This is a genomic window from Streptomyces sp. 3330, assembly GCF_031456635.1.
Classification (GTDB): domain Bacteria; phylum Actinomycetota; class Actinomycetes; order Streptomycetales; family Streptomycetaceae; genus Streptomyces.
The window spans coordinates 171,228-187,338 of record NZ_JAVDVA010000018.1 but is presented as its reverse complement, the minus strand read 5'-3'; the positions used below and the strand labels follow the sequence as shown (position 1 = coordinate 187,338).

The 16,111-nt window shown below is 70.9% G+C and carries 11 protein-coding genes; 5 read left to right on the top strand and 6 right to left on the bottom strand.

The window, feature by feature from the left end; genetic code table 11:
* Positions 1–75 precede the first annotated feature (75 nt).
* Together J2X68_RS27790 and metH are read right to left on the bottom strand one after the other, a co-directional pair.
* Complete coding sequence (locus J2X68_RS27790; RefSeq protein WP_310435308.1) at positions 76–774, bottom strand: HAD family phosphatase; 699 nt, start codon at positions 772–774, stop codon at positions 76–78.
* Positions 775–885: 111 nt separating this feature from the next.
* Complete coding sequence (gene metH, locus J2X68_RS27785; RefSeq protein ID WP_310435307.1) at positions 886–4,404, bottom strand: methionine synthase; 3,519 nt, start codon at positions 4,402–4,404, stop codon at positions 886–888.
* A 373-nt stretch (positions 4,405–4,777) separates the two neighbouring features.
* On the opposite strand from metH, the gene J2X68_RS27780 reads away from it, so the two are divergent.
* The 5 genes from J2X68_RS27780 (at position 4,778) to J2X68_RS27760 (ending at position 10,733) form a co-directional block, all read left to right on the top strand.
* The gene (locus J2X68_RS27780) at positions 4,778–5,542 is read left to right on the top strand and encodes an IclR family transcriptional regulator (RefSeq protein ID WP_057602149.1); all 765 of its coding nucleotides are present in this window, start codon (positions 4,778–4,780) and stop codon (positions 5,540–5,542) included.
* 411 nt (positions 5,543–5,953) lie between these two features.
* The gene (locus J2X68_RS27775) at positions 5,954–6,748 is read left to right on the top strand and encodes an MIP/aquaporin family protein (protein ID WP_310435306.1); all 795 of its coding nucleotides are present in this window, start codon (positions 5,954–5,956) and stop codon (positions 6,746–6,748) included.
* A gap of 74 nt (positions 6,749–6,822) precedes the next feature.
* Entirely contained in the window at positions 6,823–8,361 is a 1,539-nt protein-coding gene (gene glpK, locus J2X68_RS27770; RefSeq protein WP_310435305.1) for a glycerol kinase GlpK, read from the top strand.
* Positions 8,362–8,370: 9 nt separating this feature from the next.
* Positions 8,371–9,987 (top strand): glycerol-3-phosphate dehydrogenase/oxidase, encoded by a 1,617-nt coding sequence (locus tag J2X68_RS27765; RefSeq protein ID WP_310435304.1) that lies wholly within the window; start codon positions 8,371–8,373, stop codon positions 9,985–9,987.
* Positions 9,988–10,172: 185 nt separating this feature from the next.
* On the top strand, positions 10,173–10,733 hold the full coding sequence (locus tag J2X68_RS27760) for an SMI1/KNR4 family protein (RefSeq protein WP_310435303.1): 561 nt from the start codon (positions 10,173–10,175) through the stop codon (positions 10,731–10,733).
* A 16-nt stretch (positions 10,734–10,749) separates the two neighbouring features.
* On the opposite strand, the gene mtnK is transcribed toward J2X68_RS27760, so the two are convergent.
* From mtnK to J2X68_RS27740, 4 genes are read right to left on the bottom strand one after another with little or no spacing between them, the layout of a single operon-like run.
* Positions 10,750–11,922, bottom strand: coding sequence for an S-methyl-5-thioribose kinase (gene mtnK / locus J2X68_RS27755; protein ID WP_310435302.1), 1,173 nt, complete (start codon positions 11,920–11,922; stop codon positions 10,750–10,752).
* A gap of 14 nt (positions 11,923–11,936) precedes the next feature.
* A complete protein-coding gene (locus J2X68_RS27750; protein WP_310435301.1) occupies positions 11,937–12,983 on the bottom strand; it encodes an ABC transporter permease in 1,047 nt (348 codons plus the stop codon).
* Positions 12,984–13,020: 37 nt separating this feature from the next.
* A complete protein-coding gene (locus tag J2X68_RS27745; protein ID WP_310435300.1) occupies positions 13,021–14,556 on the bottom strand; it encodes a sugar ABC transporter ATP-binding protein in 1,536 nt (511 codons plus the stop codon).
* Positions 14,543–15,640, bottom strand: coding sequence for a substrate-binding domain-containing protein (locus tag J2X68_RS27740; RefSeq protein WP_310435299.1), 1,098 nt, complete (start codon positions 15,638–15,640; stop codon positions 14,543–14,545). Before J2X68_RS27740 ends, J2X68_RS27745 begins: the two co-directional genes overlap by 14 nt.
* Positions 15,641–16,111 lie beyond the last annotated feature (471 nt).

The window sequence follows — 16,111 nt, the reverse complement described above, 5'->3', positions numbered from 1 at the left end:
CTATCGGCGGTGCACGCTGGGTGAACGCCTATCGCATTTCCGTCATCGGGCGATCACCAATGTTCGAGATGCCGATCATCGGAGCGGCATCAGGTCCCGCAGAAATGCGAGGTCGACCTGTTCCAGCGAGGGGACGACGGTACGGCCGCGGGACGGCGTGATCGGCGCCACGGAGGGCACCGCGACCACGTGACAGCCCGCCGCCTCGGCCGAGGCCACCCCGGTCGCGGTGTCCTCGATGACGGCGCACCGGGCGGGGTCCGCGCCGAGCCCGGCGGCCGCGAACAGATAGGGGTCGGGGTAGGGCTTGGTCCGCGGGACCTCGTCGCCGGCCACGCTCAGGCGGAAGTTCTCGGCGCCGAGCGAGATCAGGACGCGGTCGATGATGCGCCGGTGGGAGGCGGAGACGAGGGCCGTGGGCACCTCGTGCTCGGCCAGTTCGGCGAGGAGCCGGGCGGCGCCCGGCATCAGGGGCAGAGCCCGGGTGATGCGGTCCTCGAACCCCTCGTTGAGCAGGACGGTGAGCGCGGCGAGGTCGATGTCGGCCCCGGTCGCCTCGATCAGGAATCCGGCGCTGCGGCTCATCGGCCCGCCGACCACGACATGGCGCCACGAGTCGTCGAGGGTGTGGCCCAGACCGGCGAAGACCTCCACCTCGACGTCCCACCAGAAGCCCTCGGTGTCCACCAGGGTGCCGTCCATGTCGAGCAGCACGGCCTCCAGGGCGGAGCCCTCGGCCGTACGGGTTACTGGCGCGGGAACCGTACTGGTCATCCACATACCTCCTGGAGGGACGAGCAGGCCGGTTCCCGCTGCGGGGAACCGGCCTTCGGTGGACCGACCAGTGTACGACTTATCCGATCAGTGTGCTCGGTGGCACACGCGTCACCGTGCGTTGAAGTACTTCGCCTCGGGGTGGTGGATCACGATGGCGTCCGTGGACTGCTCGGGGTGGAGCTGGAACTCCTCCGACAGGTGGACGCCGATCCGCTCGGGCTCGAGCATCTCGGCGATCTTGGCGCGGTCCTCCAGGTCGGGGCAGGCGCCGTAGCCGAGCGAGAAGCGGGCGCCGCGGTACTTCAGGGCGAACATGTCCTCGACGTCGGCCGGGTCCTCGCCCGCGAAGCCGAGTTCGGAACGCACGCGCGCGTGCCAGTACTCGGCGAGGGCCTCGGCGAGCTGCACGGACAGGCCGTGCAGTTCGAGGTAGTCGCGGTAGGAGTTCGACTCGAAGAGCCGCGCGGTCTCCTCGCCGATGCGGGAGCCGACGGTGACGACCTGGAAGCCGACGACGTCCGTCTCCCCCGACTCCTCCGGGCGGAAGAAGTCGGCCAGGCACAGCCGGCGGCCGCGGCGCTGGCGGGGGAAGGTGAAGCGGGTGCGTTCGTTGCCCCGTTCGTCCAGGATGATCAGGTCGTCGTCCTTGGACACGCACGGGAAGTAGCCGTAGACGACGGCCGCCTCGAGGAGGTTGTCGGTCTGGAGCTTGTCCAGCAGGCCGCGCAGCCGGGGCCGGCCCTCGGTCTCGACGAGTTCCTCGTAGCTCGGGCCCTCGCCGGTGCGGGCCTGCTTCAGGCCCCACTGGCCCTTGAAGAGGGCGCCTTCGTCGAGCCAGGAGGCGTACTCCTTGAGCTGGATGCCCTTGATGACGCGGGTGCCCTCGAACGGCGGCTTCGGGACGGGGTTGTCGGTGGCGACGTCGGAACGGACGTGGCCCTCCTCCGGGCGCTCCTCCGTCTCGACGACGGTGGCGCTCGGGCGGACCCGGCGCTGCTTCAGCTCCGGCAGCACGGCCCCGGGCACCCCGCGCTTGACGCCGATCAGGGCGTCCATCAGGCGCAGCCCCTCGAAGGCGTCGCGGGCGTAGCGGACCTCGCCCTGGTAGATCTCGTGCAGGTCCTGCTCGACGTAGGCCCTGGTCAGGGCGGCGCCGCCGAGGATCACCGGGTAGTCGGCCGCCAGCTTGCGCTGGTTCAGCTCCTCCAGGTTCTCCTTCATGATCACCGTGGACTTGACCAGCAGACCCGACATGCCGATGACGTCGGCCTTGTGCTCGACGGCGGCGTCCAGGATCGCGGAGACCGGCTGCTTGATGCCGAGGTTGACGACGTTGTAGCCGTTGTTGGACAGGATGATGTCGACGAGGTTCTTGCCGATGTCGTGGACGTCGCCGCGCACGGTGGCCAGCACGATGGTGCCCTTGCCCTCGGCGTCCGACTTCTCCATGTGCGGTTCGAGGTAGGCGACGGCGGTCTTCATGACCTCGGCGGACTGGAGCACGAACGGCAGCTGCATCTGGCCGGAACCGAACAGTTCGCCGACCACCTTCATGCCGTCCAGGAGCGTGTCGTTGACGATGTCGAGGGCCGGGCGGGTCTCGAGGGCCTCGGCGAGGTCGGCGTCCAGGCCGTTCTTCTCGCCGTCGATGATCCGGCGCTTGAGGCGCTCGTCCAGCGGCAGCGCGGCCAGTTCCTCGGCCTTGCCGGCCTTGAGGGACTTGGTGGTGGCGCCCTCGAACAGCGCCATCAGCTTCTGGAGGGGGTCGTAGCCCTCGGCGCGCCGGTCGTAGATCAGGTCGAGGGCGGTGTTGACCTCTTCCTCGCTGAAGCGGGCGATCGGCAGGATCTTCGACGCGTGCACGATCGCCGAGTCCAGGCCCGCCTTCACGCACTCGTCGAGGAAGACCGAGTTGAGCAGGATGCGCGCGGCCGGGTTCAGGCCGAAGGAGATGTTGGACAGGCCCAGCGTGGTCTGCACGTCGGGGCGGCGGCGCTTGAGTTCGCGGATCGCCCCGATGGTGGCGATGCCGTCCTGCCGGGACTCCTCCTGGCCGGTGCAGATGGTGAAGGTCAGGGTGTCGATGAGGATGTCCGACTCCTGGATGCCCCAGTTCGTCGTCAGGTCGTCGATGAGCCGCTCGGCGATGGCGACCTTCGTCTCGACGGTGCGGGCCTGGCCCTCCTCGTCGATGGTCAGCGCGATCAGCGCGGCGCCGTGCTCCCGGGCCAGCTCGGTGACCTTGGCGAAGCGGGACTCGGGGCCGTCGCCGTCCTCGTAGTTCACCGAGTTGATGACCGCGCGGCCGCCGAGCCGCTCCAGCCCCGCCCGGATGACCGGGACCTCGGTGGAGTCCAGGACGATGGGCAGCGTGGAGGCGGTGGCGAAGCGGCCGGCCAGCTCGTCCATGTCGGCGACGCCGTCGCGGCCCACGTAGTCGACGCACAGGTCGAGCATGTGCGCGCCCTCGCGGATCTGGTCGCGGGCCATCTCCACGCAGTCGTCCCACCGGCCCTCCAGCATGGCCTCGCGGAACTTCTTGGAGCCGTTGGCGTTGGTGCGCTCGCCGATCGCCATGTAGGCGGTGTCCTGGCGGAACGGGACGGTCTGGTAGAGCGAGGCGGCGCCGGGCTCGGGGCGCGGGTCACGCTCGGCGGGCGAGGTCCCGCTGACCCGCTCCACGAGCCGGCGCAGGTGCTCGGGCGTCGTGCCGCAGCAGCCGCCGACCAGGTTCAGCCCGTAGTCGCGCACGAAGGTGTCCTGGGCGTCGGCCAGGCCCTCGGCGTCGAGCGGGAAGTGGGCGCCGTCCTTGGTGAGGATCGGCAGACCGGCGTTGGGCATGCACAGCAGCGGGGTGCGGGAGTGGCGGGCCAGGTAGCGCAGGTGCTCGCTCATCTCGGCGGGGCCCGTCGAGCAGTTCAGGCCGATCATGTCGATGCCGAGGGGCTCCAGGGCGGTCAGGGCCGCGCCGATCTCGGAGCCGAGCAGCATGGTGCCGGTCGTCTCGAACGCCATCGAGACCAGCAGCGGCACCTCGACACCGGTCGCCTCCATGGCGCGCCGGGCGCCGAGGACGGAGGACTTCGTCTGGAGCAGGTCCTGCGTGGTCTCCACGATCAGGGCGTCCGCGCCGCCGGCCAGCAGTCCCTCCGCGTTGGCCTGGAAGCCGTCGCGCAGGGTGCCGTAGGCGATGTGGCCGAGGGTGGGCAGCTTGGTACCGGGGCCGATCGAGCCCAGTACCCAGCGGGTGCGTCCGTCGCGGGCGGCGAAGGCGTCGGCGGTCTCGCGGGCGATCCGGGCGCCCGCCTCGGACAGCTCGAACACACGCTCGGGGATGTCGTACTCGGCCATGGCCGAGTGGTTTGCGCCGAACGTGTTGGTCTCGACGCAGTCCACGCCCGCGGCGAAGTACTCCTCGTGCACGGAGCGGACGATGTCCGGCCGGGTGACGTTGAGGATCTCGTTGCAGCCCTCGAGGTTCTCGAAGTCCTCGAGGGTGGGCTCCTGGGCCTGGAGCATGGTGCCCATGGCTCCGTCGGCCACCACCACACGGGTGGCCAGGGCCTCTCGGAGCGCGGACACACGGGTCCGGCTGTCGGCGGAAGGGGTCGGCGGCACAGAGGCCATGAAAGGGCTCCCTCAGATGCGACGGCTGTCGGCTTTGCGTCACCTCAGGATGCGGGCAGGAAGGCTTCCCGGGACGAGCGCACGCCGTCAGGGTAGCCGGGACGGAGGCCTTATGGTCAGGGGCGTCCACGGGACGGACGGGCGCGGCGGCCTTTCACCGGCCGGTCACGAGCCGTACCCGAGCCGGGCACGACCGGGGCGCGAGCGGAGCACGAGCGTGCGACGGCCGCGTCACTCCGTGGAGGCGAATGGCGTAACACGTATCGACCGAACATTAGCGAGAGGTCGGCATGGACCGGTAGTGTTCGACATTGCCGAACGGTGGCAGAAGATGCCGTGCGTGGACGGTTCAGGGGACGGAGGCAGGGCGGCGATGGCTCGGAACATCCAGTCGGTCGAACGTGCGGCCGCGATGCTACGGCTGCTCGCCGGTGGCGAGCGGCGCCTGGGCCTGTCGGACATCGCCTCGTCCACGGGCCTGGCCAAGGCCACCGCCCACGGCATCCTGCGCACCCTCCAGCAGGAGGGCTTCGTCGAGCAGGACGACGCCTCCGGGCGGTATCAGCTCGGCGCGGAGCTGCTGCGCCTGGGCACCACCTACCTGGACGTGCACGAACTGCGCGCGCGTGCCCTCGTCTGGACGGACGACCTGGCCCGCTCCAGCGGCGAGAGCGTCCACCTGGGGGTGCTGCACCAGCAGGGCGTGCTGATCGTGCACCACGTCTTCCGGCCCGACGACAGCCGGCAGGTGCTGGAGATCGGGGCCATGCAGCCGCTGCACTCCACGGCCCTGGGCAAGGTGCTGTCGGCCTACGACCCGGTGGCGCACAGCGAGGTCCTGGAGGCCGAGCGCAAGCCGTTCACGGACCGCACGGTGTGCGAGACGGAGGCCTTCGAGCGGGTCCTCGACCTGACCCGCGCGCGGGGATACGCGGCCGACGTCGAGGAGACCTGGGAGGGCGTCGCCTCCATCGCCGCGCCCATCCACGACCGGCGGCGCATGCCCGTGGGCGCGGTCGGCATCACCGGCGCGGTGGAGCGGCTCGGCCGGGACGGCGAAGTGCGCCCCGAGCTGATCGCCGCGGTGCGGGACTGCGCCCGCGCGGTCTCGCGCGACCTGGGCGCAGGGCGTTTCTGAGCGTCCCGCCGCCCGGCCGGACGTCCGCCCCGCCGCTCGACCCACCGCTTCGCAGCACACGAGAGCAGGCCGGGACGTCCTACGACGTTCCGGCCTTCGTCATGCGCCTGGACAACCATATGAAAGCCAAGCGAAACGGTCAAAAAGGGCGAGTACGTCCGCACCGACGCGAAGATCGATAACTCGCGGCGATCAATAACGATCGCACTTTCGATAACAACACTCTTGACGCACACGTAACAGCGCGGCAAGACTCCCGTCCACCGGTCGACATTGTCGAACACCTAACGGCAATACGCGCTAGAGTGTGACAACGCCAAAGGCCGGCATCGCTCTCACCCCCGAGGGCGCTCGAACCCCCGGCGGGACCCGGGGTTCGGCTTCCCTGGACGAAGGACAAAGGAGTCGCGGGTGTCCAGCTCCGACATCTTCATCGGCGAGACCATCGGTACCGCCATACTCATCCTGCTCGGCGGTGGCGTCTGCGCCGCCGTCACGCTGAAGGCCTCCAAGGCCCGTAACGCCGGCTGGCTCGCCATCACCTTCGGGTGGGGTTTCGCCGTTCTGACGGCTGTCTACACCTCGGCGCCCCTGTCGGGCGCCCACCTCAACCCGGCGGTCACCCTCGCACTCGCGATCAAGGACGACGACTGGAGCAACGTTCCGGTCTACTGGGCCGGGCAGCTGCTCGGTGCCGCCATCGGCGCCACCCTGGTCTGGGTCGCCTACTACGGCCAGTTCCACGCGCACCTCACCGACAGGGAGATCGTCGGCGAGCCGGCGGCGGAGACCGCGAAGGCCAAGTCGGTCGAGGCGCGGGAGCCGGCCGCGGGCCCGGTCCTGGGCGTCTTCTCCACCGGCCCGGAGGTCCGGGTCGTCTGGCAGAACCTCGCCACGGAGATCATCGGCACCATCGTGCTCGTCCTCGCCGTGCTCACGCAGGGCCTGAACGACAAGGGCAACGGCCTCGGCACCCTGGGCGCCCTGATCACCGCGCTGGTGGTCGTCTCGATCGGTCTGTCCCTCGGCGGCCCGACCGGCTACGCGATCAACCCGGCCCGTGACCTCGGCCCGCGCATCGTGCACGCCCTCCTGCCCCTGCCCAACAAGGGCGGCTCCGACTGGAGCTACGCCTGGATCCCGGTGGTCGGTCCGCTGATCGGCGGCGCGATCGCTGCGGGTATCTACAACGTCGCTTTTGCTTGAGTGCACCAGCCACACCGCGTAGTCAGCAGCGCCGTACAGACAGCCCCCTCACCACGGAAACCCAGGAGCACACCGTGACCGACGCGCACACCGCCGGCCCCTTCATCGCCGCCATCGACCAGGGCACCACGTCCTCGCGCTGCATCGTCTTCGACCGGGACGGCCGCATCGTCTCCGTCGACCAGAAGGAGCACGAGCAGATCTTCCCCAAGCCGGGCTGGGTGGAGCACAACGCCACCGAGATCTGGACCAACGTCGAGGAGGTCGTCGCCGGGGCCGTCGCGAAGGCCGGCATCACCCGCGACGACATCAAGGCGATCGGCATCACCAACCAGCGTGAGACCACGCTGCTGTGGGACAAGAACACCGGTCAGCCCGTCCACAACGCCCTCGTCTGGCAGGACACCCGCACCGACGCCCTCTGCAAGGAACTCGGCCGCAACGTCGGCCAGGACCGCTTCCGCCGCGAGACGGGCCTTCCCCTCGCCTCGTACTTCGCCGGTCCGAAGGCCCGCTGGCTGCTCGACAACGTCGACGGCCTGCGGGAGCGCGCCGAGGCGGGCGACATCCTCTTCGGCACCATGGACACCTGGGTCATCTGGAACCTGACGGGCGGTGTGAACGGCGGCAAGCACGTCACCGACGTCACCAACGCCTCCCGCACCATGCTGATGAACCTGCACACCATGCAGTGGGACGAGAAGATCGCCGAGTCCATCGGCGTCCCGCTGGCGATGCTGCCGGAGATCCGCTCCTCCGCCGAGGTCTACGGCGAGATCACCGGCGGCAAGCTGGGCGACCTGCTCGGCGGCATCCCCGTCGCCTCCGCGCTCGGCGACCAGCAGGCGGCCCTGTTCGGCCAGACCTGCTTCGCGGAGGGCGAGGCCAAGTCGACCTACGGCACCGGCACCTTCCTGCTGATGAACACCGGTGAGAAGCCGGTCAATTCCTACAACGGCCTGCTGACCACGGTCGGTTACCGCATCGGCGACCAGAAGGCGGTCTACGCCCTCGAAGGGTCGATCGCCGTCACCGGTTCGCTGGTGCAGTGGATGCGCGACCAGATGGGCCTGATCTCCACCGCCGCCGAGATCGAGACCCTCGCGCTCTCGGTCGAGGACAACGGCGGCGCCTACTTCGTGCCGGCCTTCTCCGGTCTGTTCGCCCCGTACTGGCGCTCCGACGCCCGCGGTGTGATCGCCGGCCTCACCCGGTACGTCACCAAGGCGCACCTCGCGCGCGCCGTCCTGGAGGCCACGGCCTGGCAGACCCGTGAGATCACCGACGCCATGACGAAGGACTCCGGCGTCGAACTCGCGGCGATCAAGGTCGACGGCGGCATGACCTCCAACAACCTGCTGATGCAGACGCTCTCGGACTTCGCGGACGCCCCCGTGGTGCGCCCGATGGTCGCCGAGACCACCTGCCTCGGCGCCGCCTACGCCGCCGGCCTCGCCGTCGGCTTCTGGACCAGCACCGACGAACTGCGCGCCAACTGGCGCCGGGCCGCCGAGTGGACCCCCCGCATGGACGCGGAGACCCGCGACCGTGAGTACAAGAGCTGGCTCAAGGCCGTCGAGCGGACCATGGGCTGGCTCGAGGACGAGGAGTAAGAACCCCACATGACCAGTCAGACCACCCTGCAGTCCGTGCCTGCCCTGGGGACGCACCCGGCGTCCGGCTCGAACCCGAGCCGCGCCGAGACCCGGGAGCAGCTCTCCAAGGCGTCGTTCGACCTTCTCGTCATCGGCGGCGGCATCCTGGGCATCTCGACCGCCTGGCACGCCGCGCAGTCCGGGCTCAGGGTGGCTCTGGTCGACGCCGGCGACTTCGCCGGCGCCACCTCCTCCGCCTCCTCCAAGCTCCTCCACGGCGGTCTGCGCTACCTGCAGACCGGCGCGGTGAAGCTGGTGGCGGAGAACCACTTCGAGCGCCGTGCGGTCTCCCGTCAGGTGGCTCCCCACCTGGCGAACCCGCTCACGTTCTACCTCCCCGTGTACAAGGGCGGGCCGCACGGCGCGGCGAAGCTCGGGGCGGGCGTCTTCGCCTACTCCGCGCTGTCGGCGTTCGGCGACGGCGTCGGTCACCTCCTGTCCCCGGCCAAGGCCGCGCAGGACGTGCCCGAGCTGCGCACGGACAACCTCAAGGCCGTGGCCGTGTACGGCGACGACCAGATGAACGACGCGCGCATGGCGCTGATGACGGTCCGCGCGGCCGTCGAGGCGGGCGCCGTCGTCCTGAACCACGCCGAGGTCTCCGGGCTGCGCTTCACCCGGGGCCGGGTCACCGGCGCCGAGCTGCGCGACCGGCTCTCCGGTGACGAGTTCGGCGTGAGCGCCCGGCTGGTGCTCAACGCGACCGGCCCGTGGGTCGACCACCTGCGCAGGATGGAGGACCCGAACGCGGCTCCGTCCATCCGCCTGTCGAAGGGCGCCCACCTGGTGCTGAAGCGCACCGCGCCCTGGAAGGCCGCGCTCGCGACCCCCATCGACAAGTACCGCATCACCTTCGCCCTCCCCTGGGAGGACATGCTGCTGCTCGGCACCACCGACGAGGAGTTCGAGGGCGACCCGGCGGACGTGGCGGTCACCGAGAAGGACACCGCCCAGATACTCGACGAGGCCGCGTTCTCCATCCGCGACCAGCAGCTGGACCGGGATCTGATCACCTACGCCTTCGCGGGTCTGCGCGTGCTGCCGGGCGGTCCCGGCGACACGGCCAAGGCCAAGCGCGAGACGGTGGTGACCGAGGGCCGGGGCGGCATGCTGTCCGTCGCCGGCGGCAAGTGGACGACCTTCCGGCACATCGGCCGTACGGTCATGCAGAAGCTGGAGGCGCTGCCCGGCCACCCGCTGGGCGACGACTTCGAGCCGATCTCCTCGCTGCCGAAGAAGCTGCCGCTGCCCGGCGTCGCCAACCCGCGCGCGGTGGCCCACCGGCTGCTGGTCGACAACCCGGCGCCGGGTCCGCGCATGGCGGCCGACACCGCGCGGCACCTCGCCACCCACTACGGCTCGCTGGCCTTCGACATCGCGCGGCTGGCCAACGACAACCCCGAGCTGGGCGAGCGCGTCCACCCGGAAGCCCCCGAGATCTGGGCCCAGGTCGTCTACGCCCGGGACAACGAGTGGGCGGAGACGGCGGACGACGTGCTGCGCCGTCGTACGACGCTGACGATCCGCGGTCTCGCCACGGACGACGTCCGCGGCAAGGTGCAGGACCTGCTCGACAAGAAGTAGGTCCGGCCCGCCGGGCGAAGACCCTCCGCCGGCCCGCTCCCCTGACCGGGGCCGGCGTCAGGGACGGCCCCTCCGTACCGGGGCCGGAACCGGGAAGGGGCGGCTCCACCCCTATGGAGCCGCCCCTTTCGCCTGCCCGCGGACCGCGCGGTCCGGCTGTCGGCGGCGGATGTTTTCATGGGGGCGTGAACACCGAACAGGCGGACCCCGCCGAGGCTGCGGCCCTGCGCGCGGCCTTCGCCGTGGCCGACGGCGGGCAGTCCGCGCTCGGCTGGGAGGCGGTGCGCGCCTTCGAGGCGGAGCACGGGGTGGTGCTGCCGGAGCCGTACCGCACGTTCGTGGCCGAGGTGTCCGGCGGGTCGTCCCAGGGCCCGCCGGCGTACGGACTCCTGGAGCCGGCCGCGTTGCCCTCGGACTGGCCCGACGACGGCGCGGAGCGCGACCTGGCCGCGCCGTTCCCGCTCACGGCGGCATGGCTGTGGGAGGAGGACGAGGGGCCGTGGGAGGACCCCGAGGCCGTCATCGACCAGGTGTTCCGCCACGGCTCCGTCGTGCTGGGGACCGACGGGTGCGCCATGAACTGGCATCTCGTCGTCACCGGCCCCCGGCGAGGCCGGATATGGCGGGTGACCGACGTGGGCGCCATGCCGTTCGACGCGGAGTCCGGCCACACGACCTGCGCGCCCGGCTTCGCGGGCTGGGTGGCGCACTGGGCGGCCGGCAAGGAGTGGTTCGACGCCGCCTGAGGCCGCCCGAGGCCGGTCAGCCGAGCGACTCCACGAGCGCCCGTACCGCGTCGACGTCCGTCATCTCCTCGCGCCGCACGATCAGTTCGCGCCCCAGCAGCAGGGCGCGCCGGGAGGCGGGCACCGGGTCCGGGAGGGTCGTCAGGTCGGTCAGGTGGGCGAAGCCGATGATGCGGCGGACGATCTCCGTGCCCGCGTAGCCGACGGCGTCGGTCCGGAGGCGGCGCAGGAAGCGGTCGAGGTAGGCGTCGTCGAAGAAGGCGTCGACACGGGTCGGCCACAGCCGGCGGAACTCGGCCTCGAACGCCTCCCAGGAGAGGCGGACCTGGTCGGCGTGGTCGGACAGCGTGCCCAGGGCGCGTGCCCGTTCCTCGGAGACCAGCACGTTCGCCCAGTAGAGGCCGAGGTCGTAGCCGATGGGGCCGACGAAGGAGAACTCGGGGTCGAACACCCGTACCACGGGCGCGCCTTCACGCCTGCCGACCATCACGCTGCCGGTGTGCAGGTCGCCGTGGAGGAGCGCCTGGGCGCAGGTCATGAAGGTGTGGCGGAGGTCGGCGACCTCGGTGCGCAGCCGGGTGTCGGCGCGGAAGGCCGTGGCCAGGTCGTCGAGGCCGGGGTGCCAGTGGTTGTGTGCGTGCTCGACGTACGGCTCGGACAGCACGACGTCCTCGGTGATCTTGCACAGCTCCGGGCTGACGGAGGCCGCGATCAGCGCCTTGCGTTCGGCGGACGGCATGCCGAAGTCGCTCGTGGCGAAGGAGAACTGGGCGACGAACTCACCGATCCTCGCCGAGGTGTGCGGGCCGTAGGCCGCGCCGTCGTTGAGCAGCGTGCGCAGCACCTCGAGGTCGGACATGTCCTCCATGACGAGGGCGTGGTTCTCGGGGTCGTAGCCGTGCACCGCCGGGATCTTGTCCGGGGCCACCCGCGCGACCTGCGCGTAGGCGCGGGCCTCGGCGTCGGCGCGGTCGGGGTTCATCGGCCAGGAGGGCCCGGCGACACGGACCCAGGGCAGGGCCTGCTTGACGGCGAGACTGCGGGCGCCGTCGGCGGAGGAGGCCAGGAACACCCGGTTCATGTTGCCGTCCGACACCTCCCGGACCCGGATGTCCGCGAGGTCCTGCCAGTGGCCCCGCTCGACCAGGTAGGCGGGGATGTCGTCGGGCTCCAGGATGCGGTACCCCATGGTCGTGAACTCCCTTATGCGGTGCGGCGCTTGGACAGGGTGAAGCTGAAGACCAGGGCGAGGATCAGCACCGCGCCCTCGACGACGTCCTGCGTGTAGTACGGCAGGCCCTTGATGGTGAGGCCGGTGGTGATGATGCCGATGAGCACCGCGCCGAGGGCGGTGCCCCAGACGTTCGGCCGGCCGCGGCCCAGCACGGAGGTTCCGACGAGCGCCACCGCCACCGCCTCCAGCAGCTGGGAGGTGCCGGCCGACACGTCGCCCTGGCCGATCCTGGACGCCAGGATGAGGCCGCCCACCGAGGCGAGGACGCCGGAGATGACGTAGGCCAGGGCGCGGTAGGCGCCGACCCGGATGCCGGCCAGCCGGGCGGCCTCGGGGTTGGCTCCGATGGCGTAGAGGACGCGGCCCCAGCGGGTGCGGGCGAGGAAGACCCAGGCGGCGATCGTCAGACCGCCGAAGATCAGCACGGAGATCGGGATGCCGAGGACGGTGCCGCGGTCGATCTTCAGGAAGCCGTCGGTGAACCTGCCGGGCGCGGTCGATCCGTCGGACATCGTCATGCCCGGGGTGATCGACTGCCCGTCGACGAGGATCAGTTTGCTGCCCTGGATGACGAACATGGTGCCGAGCGTGGCGAGCATGTCGGGGATCTTCAGCACGACGATCAGCAGGGCGTTGAGGAGACCGGCGAGAGCGCCCGCCACCAGCACCGCGAGGATCGCGACCGTGCCGACCTGGTTGAAGACGACCATCGTCTGGGCGGCGACGGAGACGCCCAGTCCGGCGACGGCCCCGACGGACATGTCCATTCCGCCGACGGCCATGGTGAGCGTGACACCGAGACCGAGGATGGCGGCGACGGAGACGTACCGCAGGGTGTCGAGCAGGGTGGCCGACTCGCGGAAGGAGCCCTCGCTCAGCGCGAAGTACAGGAACAGGGCGACCGTCACGAAGACGAAGCCGTACTTGATCACGGCGTTCTGGACGCGGACCGGGGTGCCGGTCGCCGGCCGGATCGCCGCCTGGGCGGGGACCTCGGTGCTCTGGGTGGTGGTCATGGGGTGATTCCTGGGCCTTCGTGGGGGCGGGCCGGCGTCAGACGGACGCCGAGATGGTCTGGATCACGCGGTCGCGTTCCGCGTCTTCGCCGTAGGCGTCGAGGTGGACCTCACCGGCCGCGAGGACGACGACCCGGTCGGCCACCTCCAGGACCTCGTCGACGTCGGCGGACAGGACGAGGACGGCCGCGCCCTCGGCGGCGAGGGCACGGGCCCGGCGGCCGATGTCGCGCCGGGCGCCGATGTCCACGCCTCGGAACGGTTCGTCCAGGATGAGGACACGCGGGGTGCGGGCGAGCCAGCGGCCGACGACGACCTTCTGCTGGTTGCCGCCGGACAGTTCCTCGACGGTGCTGTGTTCGTCGCGGGCGACGACACCGAGGGCGTCGATCGTCGCGCGGCCCAGGGCGTCCTCCTTCGGCCGGTTCACGAGACCGGCCCGGGAGAAGGACGTGAGGAACGGCAGCGAGATGTTCCGCGCGACCGACCAGCCGGGCACCAGGGCGTCGGCGTGCCGGTCCTCGGGGACGAGGTGGACGCCGGCGCGGATGGCGTCGGAGGGGCGGCGGGGCGCGTAGGCCGTGCCGTCCAGTTCGACGGATCCGGTGGTGAAGAGCTCCGCGCCGAACAGGCCGCGGGCCAGCTCGGTCTTGCCCGCGCCCAGCAGGCCCACGACGCCGGTGACCTCACCGGCGCGCAGGTCGAGGTCGAGCGGGGAGCGGCCCTCGAAGAGGCGGACGCCGCGCAGCGACAGGGCGACCTCCCCCTCGGCCCCTTCCCTGACGGGCCGGGCGGTGGTGACCTCCTGAGGCTGGGCCAGCATCGCGCGCAGGGCCGCGTCCCAGTCGAAGGGCCGGGCCTGGTCCTCGGTGAGCAGACCGTCGCGCAGGACGACCAGCCGGTCGGCGAGCGCGTCGATCTCGCCGAGCCGGTGGGACACGTAGAGCACGGCGATGCCGTCCGCGCGCAGCCGCTCGACGAGCGCGAACAGCCGCTGCGCCTCGGCCGCGGAGAGCGCGGAGGTCGGTTCGTCGAGGACGAGCAGCCGGGGGCGGGTCGCCAGCGCGCGGGCCAGGATCAGCAACTGCCGGTCCGAGATGCCGAGTTCGCCGACGTCCTGCTTGAGCACCGGGTCGCTCCAGTCCAGGCCGAGGCCGGCCTGGATCTCGCGGGCTCTGGCGAGCGTGCGGCGGCCGCTCAGGAACGGGTTGCCGCGTTGTTGCGCGAGCTCCTCGAAGACCAGGTTCTCGGCGACCGTGAGGCCGGGCACGATGCCCTCGCCGATGCGCTGGTGGACCGTCTGGATGCCGAGCTGACGGGCGGCCAGCGGCGAGGCCAGGGCGACCGGCGTGCCGTCGACGCGCACCTCTCCCCCGTGGCCGGTGTGGACGCCCGAGAGGATCTTGATCAGCGTGGACTTGCCGGCGCCGTTCGCGCCGAGCAGCGCGACCACGCTGCCCGCTGCGATGTCCAGCGTCACGGAGGCGAGGACCGTCCTGCCGCCGAAGGCCATGCTGACGTCGGTGAGGCCGACCGCCGGGACGGCCTGCGAGCCGGACTCAGTGGGCGACATTCGAGATCCAGTCGGCGGTGGAGACCTGCGACAGGTTCAGCGCGGGCAGGGCCTCCCGCAGCTGGTCCATGTTCGCGATCTTCTTCTCGCGCAGGAAGTCCTGCGTGATGGCGACGGCCGGGAACTCGACGGAGGTCTTGTTCAGCTGACCGGCCAGCTCCAGCGCCGTGGTGCGGACGACGGCCGCGCCGACGGCGGACGGGTCGGTGCCCGCGGTGGCGACCCAGGGGCTGCCGGCGGCGGTCATCTGCTGGATGTCGGCGTTGGAGACGTCCGCGCCGAAGACCTTCACCTTGTCCTGGAGCTTCTTGTTCTGCACGGCGAGCACGGCGCCCTTGGCGAGCTCGTCGTAGGGCGCGAAGACGCCGGCCACGTCGGAGTGCTGGGTGAGCGCGGCGGAGACGAGGGGAACGTTGTCGGTGGCCGTGGAGTCGGTGACCTTGCCGACCTTGAACTGCTGCTTCCAGGCCTGGGCGGTGACCGTGGACCTCCAGACGGAGTCGCGCTTGTCGAGGGCGGCGTAGCCGGCGACGTTGACGTAGCCGACCTCGGCGTTCTCGCCGACCTCCTCGGCCATCACGTCGAGCACCGCCCGGGCCATGCTCGCGTCGTCCTGCTTGGTGGAGACGACACCCTCGGTGGCGGTCTCGACGTCGTAGACGACGACCTTGACGCCCTTCTTCACCGCCTTGTCGATCTCCGGCTGGATGGTCGCCGGGAAGCCGTGGTCGATGATGATCGCCTTCGCCCCGGAGTTGATCGCCGAGGACAGGTCGGTGGCCTGCTTGGCGTTGTCCGCCTGGGCGTCGTACACGGTCAGGTCGATGCCGAGCGCCTTGGCCTGGGCCTTCGCGCCGTTGCCCCACTGCTCGAAGTAGTCGCCGGCGCCGCTCTGCCGGACCAGGGCCACCTTGACCGCGCCCGCGCTGAAGGGGGCGGGCTTCTCGCCGGTGGCGGCGGAGGCCGGGGCGGCGGAGTCGCCGGTGTTCTTCGAGGCGTCCGTGGACTGCGCGCAGCCGGAGAGGACCAGGGCGCAGACGGAGGCCAGCGAGAGCGCGGCGAGCGGCAGACGGGCACGGGACATGAGGGGCTCCAGGTGCGGGGTGACGCAGAGGGGTGGGGCGCGGGAGAGGTGAAGCAGGGATGCGTGAGCCCGGAGCGAAGGACGGGAACAGGCCACCGCACGCGGCGGGGAGCGCCCCGGGAACGGGGGCGCGTCGGAGCTCCGGGAGGGGTCAGCGACAGCTGGCCGTGGTCGACCGGAGCAAGTCCACGTACAGCCGCCGCACGAGCAGCAGCGTCTTCATACGCAGATCATGAGAACGTTTCCAGCCACCCGTCAAAGGCATGGACTCCGTATCTCGATATTCGAGACAACGATTACGTCACAGGCAGGGGACGTGCTGCCGGGAGTTACCATCACGGAACCGGCATCCCACCCGGCACAGTGAGGCCCCGATGGCGAGACATCGCGCGAACGCGCTGCGCATGCCCTGTATGCGGCGCTGTCCCGGCGCGCCGTGTCGCGGCTGAGCGACCGCCCCCGCCGCCGCCT